This is a genomic window from Kitasatospora sp. NPDC094028 (genome assembly GCF_049543595.1).
Lineage (GTDB): Bacteria > Actinomycetota > Actinomycetes > Streptomycetales > Streptomycetaceae > Kitasatospora.
In genome coordinates, this window is sequence record NZ_JBMVFA010000011.1 from 147,925 (window position 1) to 168,924 (window position 21,000).

A 21,000-nucleotide genomic window follows, 5' to 3' on the forward strand; every position below is an offset into this window, starting at 1 on the left:
CTGTGCTGCACCGCGGTGATCCGAGTCTGCGCCCCGTCCTTCGCGTTGAGAGCGAGCCCTGTCGTGACCGCTTCACACTTGCCCCGGCGTCGCCTGATCGGCGGGTCGGACGAGCACCCTCTCGGCGTGGGCTGCCGGCCTATCGGGGGGCCGGCAACCAACGTGGGCCGCGCCGCAGGATGGGCCTCCGTGGACGATGATCGCGCGGTCGACGCCCTCCTGCGCGCTCGCGATGAGGGAGCCACCGTCTTCAATACCGCAGACATCTACGGTCTCGGGCACTCCCAGCGGCTGTTGGGCCGCATGCTCGCCCAGGTGCCCCGCGCAAGTGTCCGCATCACCAGCACGGTCGGGGCGTTCAAGGGCACCAGCGACAACGCGTACCGCTCCCTGGTTCTGCACGGGCAGGTGGAGCAGAGCCTTGAGAACCTCGGCGTGGAATCGCTGGATGTCCTGACGCTGCACTACACCGACTTCGGCCCTCGCGATCAGTACCTCCAGGAAGCTCTGGAGACGCTGGAGGCCCTGCGTGACCTCGGCAGGGTCAAGGCGCTCGGGATGAGGGCGCCGAAACGGCTGGGGGCAGGTGCCGGGACCGCAGGCAACCGCCACCAGGTGGCCACGGCCCGGTTCGCTTTCCTCATCCAGCAGTTGCGCCCCGAGGTCATCACCGTGCCCTTCAGTCCCCTCAGCCAGCCACCGCCCGAACACGGGGCCGACGGCTGCGAAGAGGACGAGGACATCTTCAGCTTCGCCCGTCGCCACGGCATCGCCACCATGATCACCCGGCCTTTGGCGCTGGGCCTGCTCACCGGCAAGCACCGTCCCGGCACGGCTTTCGGCCCCGGGGACGTGCGCTCCCGCCTCACCGCGCCGGTCCTGGACGCTGTCCAGCGAGGCCTGCAGCCCCTGCGGGACCGGTTCGGATCCACCCCGCACGACCTCGCCCGGGTCGCCCTCCTGTACTGCCTCCGGCGCTGCCCAGACTCGATCGTCCTGACCGGATTCACCAGTGCGCAGCAGGTGGCCCTGAACTACCAGGGCCTCAAGACCGAGCTGGGCGAGCCGGACTACGAGTTCCTCGACTCCGCGTACGCGGCCCTACGGGCGGAGCTGGAGGAGGTCGGCCCGCCATCCCGCTCCCGCGAGGCGGCGTCCGTGCCGTGCACCCCCTGAGCAGTGCAACCTACCCACGTCCCCGAGGAGCGATGACGCCCCGTGCATGCCGCTGACCCAAGGAACCCGGACAGCACCTACTGGATGGCCTACGCCATCGGCCTCGCACAAGAGGCTCCATCGCCGGGCCGGCGGGTCGGCGCCGCGCTCGTCTCCGAGAACGGTCGGTTGATCTGCTCCGCGTTCGCGGGCGAGGTGCACGGCGCGTCCTGGTCCCGCATTCTGCGGCACCGGGTTCGAGAACTCGGGGTGTCCAGCGCGTACAGCGTCTGTCTGACGATCAACACCCTGTCGGAGGCTGGCGCGTTCGAACTGGCCGAGCTCCTGAGCGACGTGCGGATCGACAGGGTGTGCATCGGCCTGCCGGATCCCGCGCTGACGAGCTACCTCAGCGGCGATCCCGTCACCGGGCGAGGCCACGTCCTGCGCTTCCCCGACGAGCTCCAGCGCCAGATCCTGGACCAGAACCGGGAGCTCTACGCGGCGAGCGGGCAGAGCATCGAGTGCAACCCCCACTACTCCACCCACCGGATCAGTGAAGCCGTCACCGCCTCGCTGGTGTCCATGGGGTTCGCGCTGACCAAGGACGACGTCAACGCGCACCGGGGGCGGATGGCGCTCGCCTCGTTCATCTCCCAGAGGTACGGAGCGGAGTACACGGAGGCGGATCGCGCCGTGGGCGACGCACTGGCCGCCGCGTTCGACGCGAAGTACGGCAGCTACGACTACGCGTTCGACGCCCGTACCGCCGACGCGGGGTGGGTCGACGACTTCATGTCGGTGTACCGGATGGCCTCCACCAGGCCCCTGTCCGCTGTCAGCGTCCTCAACGTCGGCGTCGGCGGCGGTCAGGAGGCGACGGCCCTGTTCTCCGACTGCCCGCGAATCACCTTCGCCGACATCGCGGAAAGCGGCCTCGCAAACATAAGCGAACGCATTCCCCGTTCGAGGACCGTGGTCTCCAGCGCCGAGGATCTGTCCGCCCTGCCGGACGACAGTTTCGATCTCTATGTCTCCTTGAGGACGTACAACTCGTCGTTCTTCGACACGTCCGCAGCGGCCCGGGAAGCACACAGGGTACTGAAGCCCGGAGCGGTGATTATCGTCTCCGTGGCCAACGGATTTCTGTATACTCAGCGAGGCTGCGTCGTGCCGGGGCTGATCATTCCCGGAACTGAATTCGTCGACCTCTACCGGGGAATGGAGACGGCGAACCTGATCGGCGCGGACCTCGAATGCGCCGGATTCAAAGATGTTCGAATGCTCCCGACAAGTACCGAGATCTACCTGTCGGCGGTCACCGTCTGACGCCTCCACCCGCCCGGCCGGCCGCGGTCGCGGCGTCCCGTCGGTCTCGCGGGAAGGACGGCGGAGTGCGGAGGCGGCCGGACGTCCTGGAGGGGCAGCGTGAAGGAAGGGCTTCTGCAATGAACGAGCGAACGACGATCGCCGACCGCATCCTGCAGTTCAACGAGGGACTCGCGGGCACGACGCTCGAACTGCCCCCCGGCTTCAGGGTCGTCAACCCCTTCAGCGGCCCCCAGAAGGAGCGCGTCCGCGAGGTGACGACCGCCTTCTACCGCAAGTACTACGGCGACGACGAACCCCGCCGGCTGGTCCTGGGCAGCTCGCCCGCCCGGCGGGGCACGGCCGTGACCGGGGTCCCGTTCGAAGACGCGAAGCTCCTGGAGAGCGACACGGGAATCGACCTCGGCGACGGCTACGCGGTGAGCCGGCCCTCCGCCGGGTTCCTGCACGACGTCATCGCGCGCTACGGGGGCCGGACGCGGTTCTACGCCGACTTCGTCATGAGCTTCGTGTGCCCGCTCGGCCTGGTGAAAACGAACGCCCAGGGACGGGAGGCCAACTACAACTACTACGAGAGCAAGAAGCTGGTGGAGTCCCTGCGCGCCTTCCTGGTGGACGCCCTGGAGCGCCAGCTGGCATTCGGGCTCGACACCTCGGTGTGCTACTGCATCGGCAGTAGCGGGAATTTCGCATTCCTCTCGGCACTCAACGACGACCGGGGGTACTTCAAGAAGATCGTGCCCTTGGAGCACCCGCGGTTCATCACGCAATACAACAGCGGTAGAAAAGAAGAATTCGCCGAGAAATACCTCAGCGCTCTGCGCGGAGAAGACGATTAGCAGCCGCACCCTCCGCGGCATCTTCCCCGGCCGGCTTCCCGGCTGCGGACTCCCAGGACGACGGATCGAGAAGAAGGAGAACAGCACCGTGGTGACAGACGGCAGGATCCAGGTCCACTTCGGCCCGGAACACGTCAGCGTCCACCGCTCCCGGGGCGGCGAGCTGCAGTTGCTCACGAGGGAACGGCTTCCGTTCGGAGCCGGCCTCGCCGGCGAGGCGCTGGCGGAGCGCGTCGGCGAGTTCTGCGCCGGGCTCAAGGAGTACGCCGAGGCCATCGACAACACGACCACGCGCGTGCACGCCACCGGGGTCTTCCAGCAGCTCCCGCAGCCGGAAGCGGCAGCGCTGGTCAACGGCGTCTACGTCGACACGGGCTTGTACTTCAACATCGTGGGGCCCGCACTGGAGCGGTTCTACCTGGACACGGCCCTGGCCGTCTGCGGGTCGACCGACATGCTGGACGGCCTGGTCCGGCGCGAGTTCCGGACAGCCGTCGTCTGCGGCAGCTTCCAGCAGTCGCTGGGGGACATCGAGGACACCATCGCCCGGCTGCGCGAAACCGGCACCGAGATCCTCAGCCCCCGCAGCACCCGCATCAAGCCGGAGACCGCGGGCACCGACTTCATCCTCTTCGACTACCAGGACCTGCTGAAGAACCCGCGCGACACCTGGCGGCACAAGTACGTGCACATGGACGCGTTTCGGCAGGCCGACGCCGTCGTCGTGTGCAACCCGGGCGGTCGCGTCGGAAGCGGCACGGTCTTCGAGCTCGGCTTCATGTCCGCGCTCGGCAAGAGGGTCATCTTCACGCAGGAGCCCCGGGGCGTGTCGGTGTCCTTCCCCTGCGAGGTGGGCCTGGGCGCCTGAGCCCGGCCCGCCGAGGACCGCCGCACCCACCCCGTTCCCGGATCCTCGCCCGGATCGTGTCGCGGTGAACGGTGCTCCCCGCAAACAGGTCGCCTGCCCAATTCTCTCTGCCCAGCCCGGCCCCGCTTCTCGGCTACGAAGATACGGAAAGGACTTCCGTCGGTGGAACTCAGCGACATAGCGCGCGACAGGCTGCGAGAGATCGTGGCGTCCGTCCTTGAGGTGGACAAGGAGACCATCGAGCCTGGTGCCCAGTTCTACGAGGAACTCGGCATGAGCTCCTTGGAGAAGATCGAGGTCGTGGTCGCGGTCGAGCGCGAGGTCGGATCTCTGTCCGCGCAGGAAGCGGCAGCCTTCACCAGCCTGGACGCCGCGGTGGCCGTGCTCGGCGAGCGGGCAAGGAACCTCCGGGGAATCGACCTGATCGACCGCCTGGTGGCGCGCCATGTCTGCGCCGGCCGGGGCGACCGGGCCAGCTACCTCGACCCCCAGGCCGGGGAGATCACCTACGCCGGCCTCCTGGAGGCAGCCCGGGGGTACGCGGGCGCCCTGCGGGCCGCAGGAGTACCCGAAGGCGGCCGCGGCCTCCTGGTCGCCGACGACTCCGCGGCGACCGTGGCCGCCGTCCTCGGCCTGTGGTGGCACGGCTGCGTCCCCGTGGTGATCAGCCCGGTGCTCACGGACGACGAGGTCCGCTACATCGCCGCCGACTGCGCCGCCACGGTGGTGCACCTGGACGCGGCTCCCGCGCGCCAGCGCGCCCTGGAGGCGCTGTTCACCACGACCACCCGCTTCGCCGGCGCCGACGTCCGCGCCGGCCTGGCGACTGCCTCGGCCGGCCCCGCGTACCGCCCCGAGGCGGCCGGGCCGGCGGCCGCGTGGAGTGCGGGGAGCGAGGCGCTCGTTCAGTACACCTCCGGCAGCACCGGCATGCCCAAGGGGGTGCGGCACACGGCGGGCGCGATCGCGGCCATGGCCGACGGCGTCGGCACGGTCCTGGCGCTGACGCCCGACGACACCGTACTGTCCAGCGCCCGGATGTCTTTCGGCTACGGCTTCGGCAGCTCCGTCCTGTGCCCCCTGGCGGCCGGCGCCCGCGTCGCGCTCATCAGCGGCACCGTCGACGTCCACTCCCTTGCCGCCGCGCTGCAGCAGCACCGGCCCTCCGTGCTGTTCTCCGTCCCGCGGCTGTACGCGGCGCTGCTGAACGCCCCCGGGGCGGAGCTCGCCGCTGGCAGCGTCGACTCCGTGCGCCTGTGCGTGGCGGCGGGCGAGAACCTGCCCGCTGCGCTCAGCGAGCGCATCCGCGCCGCCTTCCACGCCCAGCTGCTCAACGGCCTCGGCGCGACCGAGGTCCTCTACATCGTCGTCGGCACCCCGCCGAAGGATGGCCGGCCGGGGACCTTCGGGGTCCCGGTGCCCGGGATCACCGCGACCGTCCGCGCGGCCGACGGCACGCCCGTCGCAGACGGGGAGCAGGGCTGGCTGCACATCGTCGGCCCGACCGTCGCGCTGGGCTACATCGGCCGGCCGGAGGCAGCGGCGGTCACCTTCGCCGACGGCGGCGCCTACACCGGCGACGTGGTGCGCCGTGCGCCGGACGGCACGTTCACCCATCTGTGCCGCGCCGATGACGTGCTCAACCTGGGCGGCTACAAGGTCGTGCCGAGTGAGATCGAGGGCGTTGTCCGCGGTGTCGAGGGGGTCCAGGACTGCGTGGTGGTCGGCGGCCGCGATGCCGACGGCCTGGAGCAGGCCGTGGCCTACCTGGTGGCCCGGCCGGGATCCGAGGAGGCCGTGGTGCGGCGCGCGGTGATGGCCGCGATCCGTGGCGGACTCGCCTCCTTCAAGCGCCCCGCCCGGCTGGTGTTCCGCGACGAGCTCCCGACCACGTCGACCGGCAAGGTGGCCGTCTTCGAGCTGAGGAAGGCGGCACAAGCGTGACCTGGGACATCACGGGCATGGCGGCCGTCGCCAACGTCGGCGCCACCCCCGGGGAGATCTTCGCCGCGCTGTGCGCAGGCCAGGAGAGCCGCAGGCCCCTGATGGCGTTCGATTCGGACAAGTACCGGGCGGCGTACGCCTACGAGATCGACGACCGGCCCGCGGGCGGCGGTGACCAGCCGCGGCGCGCCACCCGCTGGCTGACCACCGTCGTGCGCCAGGCGACCGCCGACGCCGGCCTGGGCGAGGACCTGACCCAGGTGCCCGTGCTGGTCGGCACGACCATGCGCGAGCAGCGCAGCCTCGAACTGTGGTGGCGCGACGGCGCACAAGTCGTGCTCGAGGAGCTGCACTTCGGCACCGCGCTGAAGGCGGCCTTCGGGGCGTGCACCACCTACACGTTCGCCAACGCCTGCTCCGCGTCGCTGTACGCGCTCGGCATGGCCACCGACATGATCGAGTCCGGCCTGGCCGACACGGTCGTCGTCGCGGGCACCGACGCCGCCACCGAGAGCGGCTTCGGCACGCTCGACCGGGTCCAGAACGACCTCCCCGACGCGCTGCGCCCCTTCGACACCGCCCACAAGGGCATGCTGATGGGGGAGGGCGCGGCGGCCGTCGTCGTCCAGCGCGCCGGCACCGGGCGCGCACCCGTGCACGCCCGGGTGCTCGGTGTGTCCATGGGCTGCGACGCCCACCACGCCACCGCGCCGGACCCCGACGGCATCACCCGCGCGGTACTCGACGCCCACCGCAGAGCCGGGGTGCGGGCGAGCGACATCGACCTGGTGATGCTGCACGGCAGCGGCACCCCCCGCAACGACACGACGGAGGCGAGCGTCCTTCGCCGGATCTTTCCCGGCCCGGGTGCGGGTCCGCGGATGACCGCCATCAAGGCGATGACCGGACACACCCTGGGCGGCTCGGGACTGCTCAGCCTCGTCATGGCGGTGCTCGCCATGAAGCACGGGACGGTGCCCCCGGTCCTGGGCCTGGCCGATCCGATCCCGGAGGCCGCGGGGCTGGGCCTGGTGCAGGGCAGCCCTGCCGTCGGTGGCCTGGGCATCGCTCAGATCGACGCGTTCGGTTTCGGAGGCATCAACGCCGTCGCGATCGTGGAGACAGTCCGATGAACGCGGCGAGCACCGCGCCCACCAGGAGGGGTCCGAACGCCCGGGAGGTCGTCGTCACGGGCATCGGCCTGGCGCTGCCCGGCGTCCCAACGTACGGCGACCTGCTGGGACCGCTCCCGGGCGAGGGAGGCTTCGACCCGGCCACCGGACTGGCCGGACGCGAGCTGCGCCACAAGGGCCGCGCCTCGCGGCTCGCCCTGCGCGCGGCCGAGTCCGCTCTCCACGACGCCGGTCTGACCGACGCCGACAACACGTTCACCGGCGCGAGCGACTCGACCGCCGTCGTGGTCAGCACCAACCTGGGCAACGCGGACAGCGTCTGCGAGGCCACCGACACCATCGCCGCGGCAGGCGTGCTGGGTCTCAGCCCCTTGGGTCTGCCCCAGACCTCAAGCAACGTCATCGCCGGCTGGGTGGCCATCCGCTACCGGCTGCGCGGCCCCAACCTCACCGTCTGCAACGGCGCAACGAGCGGCTTGGACGCCCTGGCCTGGGCCCGGAACCTCATCATCTCCGGGCGTGCCGCGACAGCCGTCGTCCTCGGCGTCGAACCCGCAGGCGACGTGGTGACGAAGGTCCTCGGCCGGCAGTCCACCGACGTGGCGGTCGCGGTCGTCCTGGAGCCCGCGGCTGCGGCCGCTTCCCGCGGCGCACGGCCCCGCGCCACGATCGGCGGCTACGCACGGGCCGGGAACCTCGCCGCGGCGCTGGCTCCGCTCGGAGTGACCGGGCAGGGGCCCGTCGGGCTGTGGCTCGCGGACGAGGCGGAAGCCGGCGCAGCCGGGGCGGGCCGTCTGCTCGCAGCCCGGCGCCGGATCGACCTGGAATCCCAGCTGGGCCCGCTGTCCGGGGCACTCGGTGTCCTGCAGTGCGCTGCCGCGGCCGCCTACCTGGAGGGCGGCGCCGCCGGCAACGTCCTGGCCACGGCCGGAGGCCCGCGCCACGACGCGACGGCCGCCCTGCTGCTGACCCCGCCGCCGGCCCTTCGCCCACCCACGCAGGAACGAGGACAACACCCATGACCACGACGGGCGTGACCATCGAGAAGCTCCGCACCCTGATAGCCGTCGTACTGGAGACCGAGCCCCAGGAGGTCACCGACGACGCGCACTTCGCCCACGAGCTCGACATCGACTCGCTGCTGATGCTGGAGATCTCCACCCGCGTGGCGGGCACGTTCGGCGTCCCGGACAACGCCGTGGCCGCCAGCGGCGCCACCACCCTCGCCGAGCTGCACGCCTTCCTCACCTCGCAGCTCACCCGCGAGACGCAGCCCTGCCCGCTCATCCGCCCCAGGCCGGTGCGCGACCCGGCGGCGCGCCTGTTCCTGCTCCACCACGCCGGCGGTTCACACCTGCTCTACCGGGGCTGGGCGGAGCACTTCCCCGACGACTGGGAACTGTGCCTCCTGGAGGCCCCGGGCCGAGGCAACCTCCAGGGCCTGCCGCTGATCGACGACTGCGACCAGCTGGTCGACTACTTCCACGCCGCCATCGCCCCGGTGCTCGACCGGCCCTTCGGGTTCTTCGGCCACAGCATGGGTGCCCTGATCGCCTACCAGCTCACCCGCCGACTCCTCCACGAGGAGGGACCGCTTCCCACCTGGCTGGGAGTGTCCGCCTACGGCGCCCCGCGAGGCGACGCCGGCGCCGACCGCAGTCCTCACCTGATGGCCGACGACGAACTGCGCGCCTGGCTGCGCAGCGGCGGCGGCAGCCCACCGCAGCTCCTCGACAACGACGAGGTGTGGCGCAAGTTCGCCCCGGTGTTCCGCAGCGACTTCAAACTCGTGGACACCTGGACTGCGCCCTCCAGCCCCGAACCGCTGCCCGTCCCGCTCACCGCCTTCGCGGGCGAGCACGACAAGCTGATCGGCGAGGACCGGCTCCTCGCCTGGCGGGCGCTCACGACGGACTTCCGCGGCGTCGAGAGGTACGACGGCGACCACTTCTACCTGATGGACCACCAGCAGCAGCTCGCCGCCGCCATCACGGCCGCGATGCGCACCGAAGCCCCTTGAACCCGCCACCACGCCGCCCGCCGGACGATCCGCATCAACGGGGTGCCGACGGAGTGTGCGGGAGCGAGCCCTCAGGCGTCGGGGTCGACTTCGGGGTGCGTGAACCGCACGGGCCGGCCCAGCGACCGGGCGTAGGCGATCTCGGACCTGGTGCTGTCACCGATGTAGTCACCGACCACGAGCACCTCGTCAGCCAGCAGGATCTTCGACCGGTGCAGCTCGTCGAGCCGAACCTTCAGCGCCTCGGCCTCGACAGGATCGGACCACAGCGCGTGCGGCGACTTCAGGTCGCAGCCCGGCTTGACGACGATCCTGCCCGCCTCGGTCTCCCGCACATCGGCCTCGGCCATCTCGGCCATGAAACGGGTGGAGCCGCAAATCGCGACGATGCGGGGGAAGTTCAGCTGCGACTTCGCCTCGGCGAGCTTCTCCTCGGGGGTGGTCACTTCCGGGGACGACACTGTTCCTCCTGGTGGTGCTGCCCGAGGGATGCCTGCGGAGACGAGTACGAAGGCGCCCAAGACCACCTTACGGCGAACCACATGCGCACCAGCCCGCACTCTATGCGACCAGCGCCCCCGCCCGGTGCCGCTTCGCCCGCCAACGCGGGGCCGCCCCGGTCGCCCTCGCCGCGGCTTCGGCCCCGTCGCCCGGCCTGCTGCCAGCAGCTGGTGCCAGGGGGCCGGACCGGGCTCGGGCACTGCCGCCACCCGAACGAGGGACGAGCCACCCGACGACCGCATTGACGGGGGCTGCCCGCCGGAGAACACCGCGACCGCATGCCGGCAGCCCCACCGGCACTGCGCGCCCGCGCCTCGACTGCCCCGAACACCTACCGACCGCTCACTGACCACGACCGCTGTGCACTCCGACGAGGAAGCCATGCCCACCGCATCCCAGCAGCCCCAGCCCGGCCCCGGCAGCGCGAACGGCACGGTCGCCGCGCCCTCCATGCCCGGGGCGCCCGAGCAGATCGCAGCGCTCACCGACACGCTGGTGCTCGAGTACGGACTGCACCCGGCAGAAATCACGCGAATCCCGGAAGGCACCGCAACGGACAACTACGCCATCGTCGACCAGGCGGGCCGTCAGCACTTCGGCAAGGTCTACCGCACGCGCAGCAACTTGGACCTGGAGCTGGCGTCGGTCGAGCTGTCCGAATACGCCGCCGACGGGGGCGTCGCCACCGCTCGGGCGATCCGCACGCGCGGTGGCGACCTCATCGCGACCCGCGGCCGCGTGCCGATGTCCCTGTGGTCGTACGTGCCGCACACCGAGACTGCCGAGGGCACCCTGACCGGGGCACGGTGGGCGGCCGTCGGCGCGACGATGGGCCGTCTCCACGGCCGGCTCGCCACCCACCCCGCCGCGGCACCCACCCTGGAACCCGGTTATGCGGTCTGCGACGTCGCCACCGCCCGTGACCGCTTCGCCAGGCTGATCCTCGCCTACCAGCACAGGCCCCGGCTGGGCGAGTTCGAGGCATGGGCTCTGCTGGCGGCGCGCGAGCGATACGCCGCCCTGGGAGAGGTCGAGCGCATCCTCGCCTCGCTTCCGCCGCTGACGGTCCAGGTCATGCACGGCGACCTGGCCGGCCCCAACGTCCTGCTGAGGAACAACGGCGTCGCCGCGCTCGTGGACTTCGGACCGCCCACACCTGGCTACCTCGCCTGGGAACTCATGCGCCTTGGCTGCGATCCGAAGAGCTTCGAGGCCAACGGCGTCGAGCGGTGGCTCAAGGGCTACACCGACCTCGCCCTCGCCTACCGCGACACCAACCCCACGGCACCCGTGGACGACCTCCTGTCCTCACTCCGTGTCGGCTGCGCAGCCATGCTCTGCTCGGCCTTTCCGCTGTCGGCACCCGTCGAACGACCCCACCTCGTCGACGCCGCACTCAAGTCCTACGCGCGGGCACGGCACGCGGCAGCCCTGACGATTCTGGAGCAGCTGCCCGCCCTGGAGGCGGCCCTGCGCGATGCTCTTCGCTGAGTCCACGACCCTCACCGGAGCGAGCTCCACCGGCCACGCCTGCTGAAGCAGCAGAGCGCAGGGCCGGCCGCGGGCGCGGCCGCCGTGCTCGGACGGCGGCGCCGGATGGTTCAGGAGGGCGAGGCGGCGATCATCTGGTGAGCTGCTCCACCTGACGCAGCTCGTCGGGGCTGACGCGGACCGCGCCGATGTCGGCGAGCCACTGCACCCATACCGGCTCGATACCGGGCTCAGCCTCGAACTCGGCGTCGGTCACCCATCCGTGCGCGTAGGCGACGGTGCGGTCTACCAGCTCCTGCAGGGCGGCGGGAGGGATCCAGCGGACGTTCTTCGTCTCGCGGGCGCTCGGGGCGAGGTCGCCCGTGACGGTGGCCCGGTAGACGGTCCAGTCGTGGCCGGTGCCGCGTGCACCGGGACGGCGGCGGCATGGGTTGTCCCGCCAGCAGCCGGTGACGCGGGTGAGGCCGGTGACGGTAAGTCCGAGTTCTTCCTCGACCTCGGCGCGGGCGGCATCCCGGGCGCTGCCGTGGTCGTCAATGTGGCCGGCGGCCGGTGCTGTGCCCACCGGGAAGGTGGCGCGATCGAACATCAGGTAGCGGCCCTGGTGGTCGGTGATGACGACGCCGACCGAGGTGTTGTCGCAGTCCTTCAAGGTGTCGCTCCTGGTGGGTGCTGAACGTCGTCGGCGCACGGTGGCATGCCCGGCTTCACGTAGATCCAGGCCGGGCAACGCTACAGTGGCCCGGCCTCAGGGCTCGGGGCCACGGATAGGGTCGGGTCGGCATGCGGTCCGCGCAAGGGGTCGCTCAGCCTGCCGATGAAGCGCAGGGTCTGGTCCAGCGCCTGGAGCGTGAGGAGGCGGCTGCGCGGCCGCAGCATGCTGGTGATCCCCTCCTCGGCCAGGCCCCGGCACCGGCCGGCCAGCCAGGACCAGTCCAGGTCGAGGTAGTCGGCCAGCGCCGCCAGCCGTGCCGCCGGCGTCGGCCCGTCGACCGCGCTGTGGGCCCGCACGTGGCCGATCACCTCCTGGTAGGGGGCCACCTCCCGCCGCACACTGGTAGTGGCGACCCGCCAGACGGATTCCCCGCGCACCCAGTTCGCCAGGATGGCCTGGTTGCGCGCGAGGACGAACCCCTCGACCTCCTGGTACCTCTGTTCCGCGGTCAGCCACACCCTGACCCCGTACATCTCCATCATGGCAATCGTGAGGAACAGGAGAATCCGCTCATACGTCGCGCTTGATCGGACGACGGGCTCCGGGACGCAGAACGCACGACCGAGCGCGCTCCCTGGTCCCGCGAAGCGGTCGGCGATGTTCTGCAGGTAGTCGTGCTGATGCCTGAAGAGCAGCCACGGTGCGCACTCCTCCCCAGTGGCTTCGCGGGTCCAGAACGCCGGCGCCTCGGGAAGGCCACCGAGATGGCGGACGACGTACTGGGCGCAGAGGCTGGAGCCCAGCCAAGCGGCACCGACCGGGGACAGGTCGGGCATCTCGGATCGCGGCGGGGCCGAGTTGCTGATCCTGACGTAGTGCCGAAGCTGCTCGGCTCGCTCGGAGAGCGGATTGTCGTCCGCCAGCAGGCCGTCGTCCATGACGTGCAGCGCCCAGATGATGGCGTAGACCAGGTCGTCCAGCTGGTAGGCGATCGGCACCTGTGGGCCCTGACCCACCACGAGGTTCTGGCGGGCGAGCGCGGCGTCCATCACGTACAGGCCGGACCCGCCAGCCGCACCGGGGGAGGCCAGGATCACGCCCCTGCGCGATGAGCGGACGAAGGTCTCCAAGTGGGGGAGGTCTGCGGAGCTGATCTCCATGACGTCGCCGCGGGGCTGCGCTTCATAGATCTGCACACCGATCGAGGTGCCGTCGAAGTGCCGTCCGCCGGCGAGCTCCCAGCTGCCGAAGATGCCGGCGTCCGGGTCGCCGGGGACGTGCCGGGAGGTGGTCCAGGTGTAGTCCAGGGTCCGTGCTGCGGTGCGCGTCCTGCGGTCCAGGGGGAGAGGGTGAACGAAGTCTCGTACGGGGACGAGCTGGAAGAGCAACTCGACCTTCTTGCCGAAGTAGGCCTCGATGATCGTGCGCAGGTCTCCGCGGGGAACGTGGGTGCCGGCCAACCACCGCTTGTAGGTAGCCTCGGAAGGCCGGACCCGAGCGAGGCGCGGCTCTTGCAGCGCCCTCGCAGCGTCTTCGGCCATGATCGGCCACAGGACCCGGAACTTGGTCGGTGAAGCGCAGTTGAGCTCTGGAGCGTCCAGCAAGTGGTACAGGAGCGGCGCGACAGTCCGGGTCCGCGCCCCCTCCGGTTGAGTCATGTCGTCCATACCTTTCCCGCAGCGCCGTGGACAGCGGCCTCAGTGGCTGGGTCCTGCCCGGGCTGGACCCAGCCACCAGGCAGGGAGACGGCCGTCCCATTGCCGACGAACAGAACGTGACTGGCCTGGTGGGTCAGCAGGCGTTCCGCCCGCACCGGCGACAGCGGTCCAGTGGGCGACGTCCGACCGCTGCTCACGCTCCCCCCACCGGCGCGTCAGGGTCCTCGCCTCGGTGATCCCCCGACGCCTTGTGGTGGGACGCCCGACCGCACGAGGTCGCGGACGCGGAACGCCAGGGCCACGCCGGGTCGGTGAGCGGCTCGGCGGCGGCCCGTCGCAGCAGAGCGAGGGTGTCACTCTGCGGGAGGGCCCGGCTGCTGCGATCGTCGAAGTCGCCCAAAGCGCCTGTGCTGTAGGCAACGACGTCGGTACCTGGGTCCGCGATGAGCACGCCGTCGAGGTCGAGCAAGACCTGAGAAGCCAGCAGCGGACTGCGTGTCGGGACGACCCTGAGCGTCAGCGAGCGGAAGTTGACCAGATCGGCGAGCAGCGTGAGCTGGCCAGTACGGGACTCGACGGTACTCAAGTCCGCGAGGAGGACAGCGTTGATCAGGATCTCCGCCGTCGCCGGGCCGGGCCGACGGATGCGCTCCAGGAACGCGTCCGCCCGCGCGGCGGCGACCCGGCCGTACCACTCCCGCTCGCGCCACTGCAGCTCCCGCGCGGACCTACCCCGGTCGAGCAGCACGCTACGCAGCAACGCGCACAGCTCGCACGGCGTCCCGGTCACGTCCGGGATCGAGCCGCGCCCGGGCAGTGGCGCTGCGAGCCCGCGGGCCATCCGGTCCTTGACCGAGGCCTTGCCCCGGTGCAGGAATTGGCGCATGCCGAGGGTGAGGACGGGCAGGTCTTGCACCAGGACGGCGGCGATCTGGATCCGCGCCGCCTGGGCCTCGGCGAGGTGGTAGCGGTGTGCTGCCCCCGGACCGAGGTCGCAGAACTGGGTGAGCTCGTCGGTGCGGCTGGTGAGGCCGGCCAGCCACTCGCTGGCCTCACGCTCACTCGCACCGTAGTGCTGCGCGAGTGCCTGCCGGTGGCCTGCCTCCAGGGCCTCGCGCAGCGCAGTGGTCCGCCCCGACTCGAGGTCGTTGGTGTCGTAGGGCAGGGGGAGCGCGCCGGTCGCGTCGGCGGCCGGGGCGCGGGTAGCGCGCAAGTGGGCGAGATGCAGGCCAAGTACCCGCTCCAGGGGACCTGGTGCGGGCGGTGCGGGGACGGCGTCGCTGGGCACGGGTCGGCTCTCCTGGGAGTGGGGGGCGCGGTTTCGAGGAGGGTGGCGGGCAGGTCGTGGGTGGCGTTGAGGGGCTGCGAGCGGTCTTCAGCAGCAGCCCCCGGTTCCGGAGGCGGGTTGCTGCTGGTAGAGGTGGATCGCCGCCTCGATCAAGAAGGAACTGCGCTGGCTGTCGGCCGCGTGCTCTGCCACCCGGCACAGCACGTCCTGGAAGGGGGAGATGTCGTCGGGCGCGTTCAGGTACAGCGCGCTGGTGTCGGATTCCAGGCAGACGACGTCGCCGGGGCCCACTGGCCCGTAGACCATGCGGGTGAAGGCCGTCGCCGACACGGTGAGCCGGCAGGTGGCGGGCACGATGCGCACGTCCGCGCCCGCTTCGATGAGGTGCTGCAGGTGCCTCAGCTGCTCGATCATCACGTCCGGGTCGCCGACCGGGCGGTGCAGCACGCGCTCGTCGAGCATCGCCGCCGACCGTGCGGGGGCCCGGGCCAGGAGCTGCGACCGGCGCGCGTGATGCTGGAGGTGCTGGGTCCGCTGGGGTGCCTGAAGGGGTGCGGCGGCAATGAGCTCCTGCATGTAGCGGCCGGTTCGGAGCGGGACGGGGATGACGACGCCGGCCCAGTGCTCGACGCGGCTGGCCGCGGCGGTGAAGCCCGTCAGCCGGCGGGCCCAGCCTGGGGCGACGTCGGGTTGCGCGGCCGCGCGCGGCCCGGCCTTCACCATCGCCATCAGGATCTGGGCGTCCGCACGCGCCTGGTCGTCGGCCTCGTAGATGTCCAGGAGGTCGTCGACATCGCGCGGCACAGGAGTGCTCTCACCCGTCTCGATCCGGCTCAACTTCGACACCGAGGCGCGGATGTGTGGTGAGACCGCGGCCATCCGAAGCTGGTGCCGCGTGCGCAGCTGGCGCAGGATCGCGCCGAGAACTCTGGCTGCGGCGACCGGCCCTGTCCAGCTCGGTGCGGCTTCCGGCACCCCGGGCTCGGCCGCGGGCGATGGTGTCTGGTTCATGTTCGACCTGCTCTACGTTCTCGGGTGGCGGGAAGAGGGCTGGCTGGGGTGCACGCCGTACTCGCCGACCGGCTATCGGCCCGACCCCGCACGACGGGGCCGACCTACGGCTGACCGGGCGGTCACCGCCGCACCCCCGGCTCCCGGGTCGGCTCGCAGACCCGCAGGTGACCGGCGTCGGGTGCGCGCTGCCGGCGGCGCGGGGTGGAAGTCGTCACGTGGCGACTCCGGGGCTCAGCTGGGAGCGGCCGATGTGGATGACGCCGCCGAACTCGATCAGCCCCGGCCGATGACCTCCGGTGCCGGTGAGCACCCGCGGATCCGCCCTGGAGGCGATAGGGCTCGGCGGGCCGAGCAAGGGATGCGGGGCGAGCGCCTCGGCGATCTCCGTGCTGGAGCGCGCCAGGCCCCACAGGCTCTGCGTGCGTTCGGCCATCAGGCCGTTGACGCTCCACCGCAGTTCGTCGCAGTCGATCGCCCACTGCGAGAACGCCAGCAGGCTGCCCGCGGGCAGCCTGTCGACCAGCTGCCCGAGCAGGTCGGCGAGGTCGGCCAGCGGAGCGGTATGAGCGCTGGAGACCATCAGCACGCACACCGGACGGATCGGGTTGAGGTGGCGGGTCAGCACGGGGTGGTCGAGCACGTCAGGCGTCAGAAACCGCGCCCGGAACACCGGCGTCAAGTCGTTGTCGTCGAGCAGGGTCTTGACATAGGTCCAGCCGGCCAGGTCGTCCTCCACGGAGACGACCAGCGCGTCGGGGTCCAGGTACTGCGCGATCTCGTATGGGTAGGGCCGGCGGGGGATCCCGGTACCGAGGTCGACGAACTGGCGCACTCCCATGCCGATCGCTCCGCGCACCACCGCCTCCTTGAACGCGTGCGCGCTGCGGGCGGCGTCCCCCACACCGCTCACGATCGCCTCGACCTCCTCAGCGAGTTGCCGATCGGCTGCGAAGTCGTTGCCGCCGCCCGCGAGGTGGTCCACCATCCGTAGCCCATTGGGCACTCCAAATTTGAAGTCCTCGCCAGGCCGGATGTACCGATCCGCGCTCACCGGAACGCCTCCTGCACAGCGGTAGAGACATGCGTGGGGTCGAGGCCGGGAGGATTCGGAGCATCCCTCGGCGGAGGGATATCGGCTCCCACCGCGACGAGTTCCGCTCGGTGCTGATCGGGGAGCTGCCCCCGGCGGGCTTTGACAAGGACGCCGTTGAACCAGGCGCCGAGCTTGTCGCCATCAGGTGTGACGTAGCTCTGCACCACGCGCTGGCGCCCGGTGTCGGCGATGTACTGCCCTAGGAGCTTCATCCAGACTTGACGGCGCCGCTCCAGGTCACTCACGACAAAGCCCAGGTCGTCCAGTTGCTTGCGCTGGGCGGGGGTGTAGCGGTCGTAGTCCGCGCGGGCGTGCTGGACGCGGTAGCCGAGCTTTCGGCCTTCGGGGGTGACGTGGGCGCTCGAAACCAGCAGGTCCCCGTACTCCTTCTTGTACGCGGCCAGGTCGGTGATGAACTGGTCCCAGGCCGCGTCGAGCATGTTCCAGACCACACCGAGTTCGTCCAGGCGCTGGCGGATGGCGGGGGGTAGATGGCCGGGCCTCTTCCTGGTGTTGGCGAGCCACCTGCCGGCCATCACCCCGGCGGGACTGACCCAGTCCGGGGGGACGCGCAGATGGCCACGCTCGGCCTTGAAGGCGGCCAGCGCGTCCAGGATGTGTTCGCGGCGGGAGGCGGAGGCGTCGATGGCGGACACCCTGATCGCCTGGACGAAGCTCTCCGGGACTGCGGTGCCCTCGAAGGAGATCCAGTCCGGGAGCGAGGCGGTCGGCCCGTTGCCGGAGCCGGAGTGTGTGGTGTGCCGGCCCCGTCTGGCACGGTCGAGCGTCACGCGAACCCGGTCGTCCACCGCGGCCATGGCCATCACCGGTGCCAGCACTGCTGAGGCGGAGGCAGCCTCCTGCCCTTCGCCATCGCTGGGACCGACAAGCGCTGGAATGATCACGGTGGCGGTCTTGGGCCTGCTCGGGTCACCTCGGCGCAAGGCGCGTCCGATGATCTGGATGAGGTCGATGACGGAGCCGCGCTCGTCGATGAGGGCAACCGAGTCAACTTCCGGTGCGTCGACGCCCTCGGTCAGCAGCTTCGCGTTGGTGACCACCGTCAGGGCGTCGTTCCCAGTGCGCAGCCGGTCCAAGACTCGTCGGCGAGTCTCGCGACTCTGCTCGCCATTGACGTGTCCGGTCCACAGCGATGCCGGTCGCTCCCCAGCAGGCAGGTGCTCCATCGCCTGCTGGAGAACCAGCGCGAACGCCTTGGCGGCGGCGATCGTGGCGTGATACGTGATCATCCGCTGACAGCCGTACTTCGCGGCGGCCCGCAGGACCGCGATGGCCTTGGCGAAGACGGCGGCTGCGACATTGCTGTGACCGATCGTCAGGTACTGCCCGCCGTCGGACACGAGTGCGCGGATGTCGTCGTCGGTGACAGTAGCGACAACCAGCCGGTAGTTCGCGAGCAAGTCCCGTTCGATGGCCTGGCTGAACGGCAGGTTGTACGCGATGGGTCCGACCTGGTCCGGCCGGTCCAGGCTTACGGCCCGGTCATCGTCCTCGCTTCCGATGACGGCCTTCAGCGTTGCGGTCATCGACAGGCGCAGCTGGGACGGGAGCAGCCGTTCGTCGTGGATCACGGACCAGCTGTTGTTGACGCCGACGGTGCGATGCGCTTCGTCGGCGATCACCAGGTCCCATGGTTGCAGCCCGTGGTCACGGTGGGCTGCCACCAAGGTGTGCAGGCTCTGGTACGTGACTGCAGCAGTCACCCTGCGCCCAGGTCCTAGCTGGTGCGCGATGTCTGCGGGGTTGCTGCTGACGCTCGCGCCAGGCCCGCTGCGGAAGACCTGGGCCGACAGGAGCTCCCTGTCGGTACACACCGCCAGGATCTTGCCGAGCCACCGTCTGCCGAAGGCGTCGACCCACTGCTGGAGCATCTGGGAGAGAAGATCCAGCGTGGGTGCTCCGACGAGGATGTGGCCGCTTGGATGGTCGAGCATCGTGTTGACGACCGCTGCCGCAGTACGGCTCTTGCCTGTTCCGCAGGCCATCAGCAGCACAGCTTTACGGTCCTGGGCGAGCACCTTGGCAATGCTTTCGGTTGCCTCCTCCTGGTGCGGCCACAACAGAGCTCCCACGTGCGGTGCTTCTCCTGTTCATCGTGATTGGTGGTTGATCCGGGCCTTCACCGCCCGCTCTCACATGTCTGTCCGGTGCTGGTATTCCGAGGTTTCGGAGAAACCCCACCTGCCCCAGCCCCGGCTCAGGGGGCCGGCGGGGCGGCGGGGCGGGTCCGGCTTGGGCTGCAGACGCAGGACTGTGCTGTGGATGTGCCGGTCACAGGGAGCGCCCCTCGGCCGGCAGTTCGGTGACGGGGTAGCGGCCGGCGTCCGGCAGGCCGATCTCCTGGGTGGCCAGTCGCACGGCGGCGGCCATCTCCGCCCGCAGGGCCTTGCCGCCGCCGAGCAGGTCGACGGCTTGCTCCGGGGAGACGAGCAGGCGTAGCGGGGCCGACGCGTCCGGAGCCGTGGAGAGGGGCTTGACGAACTTGACGGTGGTGACGATGCGGGCGCTGGCCGTGGAGCCGGTGACGTGATGGCCCAGCAGGAAGCGGTCGGTGAAGCTGATCATCGCCCGTGCGGTGCTGTCGGCCAGCAGGACCAGGGCCGTCTCGGGCGCCTCGCTCTCGTCGGGCTCCAGGGAGCCGCCCGGCAGGAAGGTCGTGCGGGTGGCCGGGTCGTGCACGAGGACTACCCGTCCGTCCGGGGCGAAGAGCCATCCGCGGACTTCCTCCACGACGGTGCCCTCCATGGCGGGCCCGCCCTTCCACGTTGCCGTGGCCGGGCCGGGCAGGGCGTGGGTGAGCAGGTGGTGGCGGTCCAGGACGCTGGGTGTGCGGGGCTGTCCGCTCTCGAGGTCGGCGGTCGAGCCGTCGACCCGGGCGTGTAGGGCGGCCAGGATGCGGCTGGCCTGGTCGGGCGATGCCTCGGCCAGGTCCTTGGGGTGGACGAGTCGTGGGCCGTTGCGCAGGCCGGGATCGGCGCCCAGTGCTGCCGCCTGGCCGGCCGTCAGCGGCGGGTGGTCGTAGATGAAGCGGAGGCCGGCCGTGCTCGGGTCGGTTCCGGGGTGCCAGTCCACGGCGAGGAGGCGACCCGCTGTCAGGGACGGCAGTCCGGTCGGGGCCTCGGCTGCGCGGGCTGCGGCGGTGGCCGGGGACTCGCCGAAGAGTGAGGGGCCTCCAGGCAGGCCGCAGGACTCACGCTGGGGTTCGGCGGTCTGGCTGATCAGCACCCGGCCGTGGTCGTCGACCAGCAGCAGGGCGGCGTGGACCTGCGCGGCGGCTCCGAGGACGCCGCTGGTGATCTCGTTGCGACTGTCGGTGCTCATGCGGCTCCTGCTTCGGTGGTGGGGTCGGCCGTGTGTGCGGAGAGGTGGGGGTGGGCGGCGGGCAGCAGTTCGAGGCGATGGCCCAGCGTGACGGCGTGGGTGGTGTCGCGGGCCAGTAGGACGTCCCGGGCCGCGGCCAGGACTTTGTGCACTCGTCCGATGGAGATGCCCAGGTCTTTCGAGCTGGCCTGCGCGCTCGATCCGGCGGCGGCGTTCGCCAGCGCGCCGCGCTCGGCCTCCTTCAGGTCGCGGCTGGGCCGTCCCGGGCGGATCGGGGCGACGGCGCCCGGGTCGATCAGCCCCCACCGGATCGCCGAGTCCACCAGGTGCGGGATCCGCTCGACTCCGAAGATGGTGCGCAACGCCTTGATGCCCGCACTGACCTGCTTCTCCTTCAGGCCGAGCTGACGGGCGATGGCCGCGGTGGTCAGGCCGTGGGCCAGGGGCAGCAGCAGTGCCGCCTCGTCTGCGGCCAGCACGATGGTGTGGCCGCACGGGCACGGCTTGCCGACCACCTCCTCCAAGGCGGCGGCCTCGCCGTCCGCGCCCGCCAGGAGGGGCGGTTCGGTAGTCGCCGGGTCCGTCGGCAGGGCGGCGGTCCGCTTGCGGGGGGCGTCGACGTCTACGGATGCCGGGTGAACGGCGGTGGGAACGGGGGGCACAGCAAGGT

Annotated in this window: 18 protein-coding genes; 9 read left to right on the top strand and 9 right to left on the bottom strand. The window is 70.9% G+C overall.

Annotated features, from left to right (window positions below; genetic code table 11):
- The first annotated feature begins 189 nt into the window (after positions 1-189).
- The 8 genes from ACPC54_RS19055 to ACPC54_RS19090 all read left to right on the top strand — a co-directional run bounded on the left by ACPC54_RS19055 (position 190) and on the right by ACPC54_RS19090 (position 9,288).
- Positions 190-1,176 (top strand): aldo/keto reductase, encoded by a 987-nt coding sequence (locus ACPC54_RS19055; protein ID WP_498966122.1) that lies wholly within the window; start codon positions 190-192, stop codon positions 1,174-1,176.
- Between the two features lie 84 nt (positions 1,177-1,260).
- On the top strand, positions 1,261-2,484 hold the full coding sequence (locus ACPC54_RS19060) for a class I SAM-dependent methyltransferase (protein ID WP_498966123.1): 1,224 nt from the start codon (positions 1,261-1,263) through the stop codon (positions 2,482-2,484).
- A 119-nt stretch (positions 2,485-2,603) separates the two neighbouring features.
- Positions 2,604-3,323 carry a uracil-DNA glycosylase family protein gene (locus ACPC54_RS19065; protein WP_498966124.1) on the top strand — a complete coding sequence of 240 codons (720 nt, stop codon included), beginning with the start codon at positions 2,604-2,606 and terminating at the stop codon, positions 3,321-3,323.
- Between the two features lie 91 nt (positions 3,324-3,414).
- Positions 3,415-4,191 (top strand): nucleoside 2-deoxyribosyltransferase, encoded by a 777-nt coding sequence (locus ACPC54_RS19070; protein ID WP_498966125.1) that lies wholly within the window; start codon positions 3,415-3,417, stop codon positions 4,189-4,191.
- Positions 4,192-4,353: 162 nt separating this feature from the next.
- Entirely contained in the window at positions 4,354-6,135 is a 1,782-nt protein-coding gene (locus tag ACPC54_RS19075; RefSeq protein ID WP_498966126.1) for an AMP-binding protein, read from the top strand.
- Positions 6,132-7,268: a beta-ketoacyl synthase N-terminal-like domain-containing protein gene (locus ACPC54_RS19080; protein WP_498966128.1), complete on the top strand. Its 1,137-nt coding sequence runs from the start codon at positions 6,132-6,134 to the stop codon at positions 7,266-7,268. Before ACPC54_RS19075 ends, ACPC54_RS19080 begins: the two co-directional genes overlap by 4 nt.
- Positions 7,265-8,290, top strand: a complete 1,026-nt coding sequence (locus ACPC54_RS19085) for a beta-ketoacyl synthase N-terminal-like domain-containing protein (protein ID WP_498966129.1) — start codon at positions 7,265-7,267, stop codon at positions 8,288-8,290. Before ACPC54_RS19080 ends, ACPC54_RS19085 begins: the two co-directional genes overlap by 4 nt.
- Positions 8,287-9,288, top strand: a complete 1,002-nt coding sequence (locus ACPC54_RS19090) for a thioesterase domain-containing protein (RefSeq protein WP_498966131.1) — start codon at positions 8,287-8,289, stop codon at positions 9,286-9,288. The genes ACPC54_RS19085 and ACPC54_RS19090 overlap by 4 nt, the downstream gene beginning before the upstream one ends.
- A gap of 71 nt (positions 9,289-9,359) precedes the next feature.
- Here ACPC54_RS19090 and ACPC54_RS19095 read toward each other — a convergent pair whose 3' ends face one another.
- Positions 9,360-9,749 carry a hypothetical protein gene (locus tag ACPC54_RS19095; RefSeq protein ID WP_498966133.1) on the bottom strand — a complete coding sequence of 130 codons (390 nt, stop codon included), beginning with the start codon at positions 9,747-9,749 and terminating at the stop codon, positions 9,360-9,362.
- A 400-nt stretch (positions 9,750-10,149) separates the two neighbouring features.
- On the opposite strand from ACPC54_RS19095, the gene ACPC54_RS19100 reads away from it, so the two are divergent.
- Entirely contained in the window at positions 10,150-11,280 is a 1,131-nt protein-coding gene (locus ACPC54_RS19100; RefSeq protein ID WP_498966134.1) for a phosphotransferase enzyme family protein, read from the top strand.
- A gap of 130 nt (positions 11,281-11,410) precedes the next feature.
- Here ACPC54_RS19100 and ACPC54_RS19105 read toward each other — a convergent pair whose 3' ends face one another.
- From ACPC54_RS19105 to ACPC54_RS19140, 8 genes are all read right to left on the bottom strand, one after another.
- On the bottom strand, positions 11,411-11,932 hold the full coding sequence (locus ACPC54_RS19105) for an NUDIX hydrolase (protein ID WP_498966135.1): 522 nt from the start codon (positions 11,930-11,932) through the stop codon (positions 11,411-11,413).
- 80 nt (positions 11,933-12,012) lie between these two features.
- On the bottom strand, positions 12,013-13,395 hold the full coding sequence (locus tag ACPC54_RS19110) for a transcriptional regulator, XRE family protein (protein ID WP_498966137.1): 1,383 nt from the start codon (positions 13,393-13,395) through the stop codon (positions 12,013-12,015).
- 391 nt (positions 13,396-13,786) lie between these two features.
- Entirely contained in the window at positions 13,787-14,881 is a 1,095-nt protein-coding gene (locus tag ACPC54_RS19115; protein ID WP_498966139.1) for a hypothetical protein, read from the bottom strand.
- A gap of 87 nt (positions 14,882-14,968) precedes the next feature.
- Positions 14,969-15,856 (bottom strand): helix-turn-helix domain-containing protein, encoded by an 888-nt coding sequence (locus ACPC54_RS19120; protein ID WP_498966140.1) that lies wholly within the window; start codon positions 15,854-15,856, stop codon positions 14,969-14,971.
- 250 nt (positions 15,857-16,106) lie between these two features.
- A complete protein-coding gene (locus tag ACPC54_RS19125) occupies positions 16,107-16,946 on the bottom strand; it encodes an SAM-dependent methyltransferase (RefSeq protein WP_498966142.1) in 840 nt (279 codons plus the stop codon).
- A complete protein-coding gene (locus ACPC54_RS19130) occupies positions 16,943-19,081 on the bottom strand; it encodes a helicase associated domain-containing protein (protein WP_498966143.1) in 2,139 nt (712 codons plus the stop codon). The genes ACPC54_RS19125 and ACPC54_RS19130 overlap by 4 nt, the downstream gene beginning before the upstream one ends.
- A 199-nt stretch (positions 19,082-19,280) precedes the next feature.
- Positions 19,281-20,330: an NUDIX hydrolase gene (locus ACPC54_RS19135; RefSeq protein ID WP_498966144.1), complete on the bottom strand. Its 1,050-nt coding sequence runs from the start codon at positions 20,328-20,330 to the stop codon at positions 19,281-19,283.
- A complete protein-coding gene (locus tag ACPC54_RS19140; protein WP_498966145.1) occupies positions 20,327-20,992 on the bottom strand; it encodes a hypothetical protein in 666 nt (221 codons plus the stop codon). The genes ACPC54_RS19135 and ACPC54_RS19140 overlap by 4 nt, the downstream gene beginning before the upstream one ends.
- Positions 20,993-21,000 lie beyond the last annotated feature (8 nt).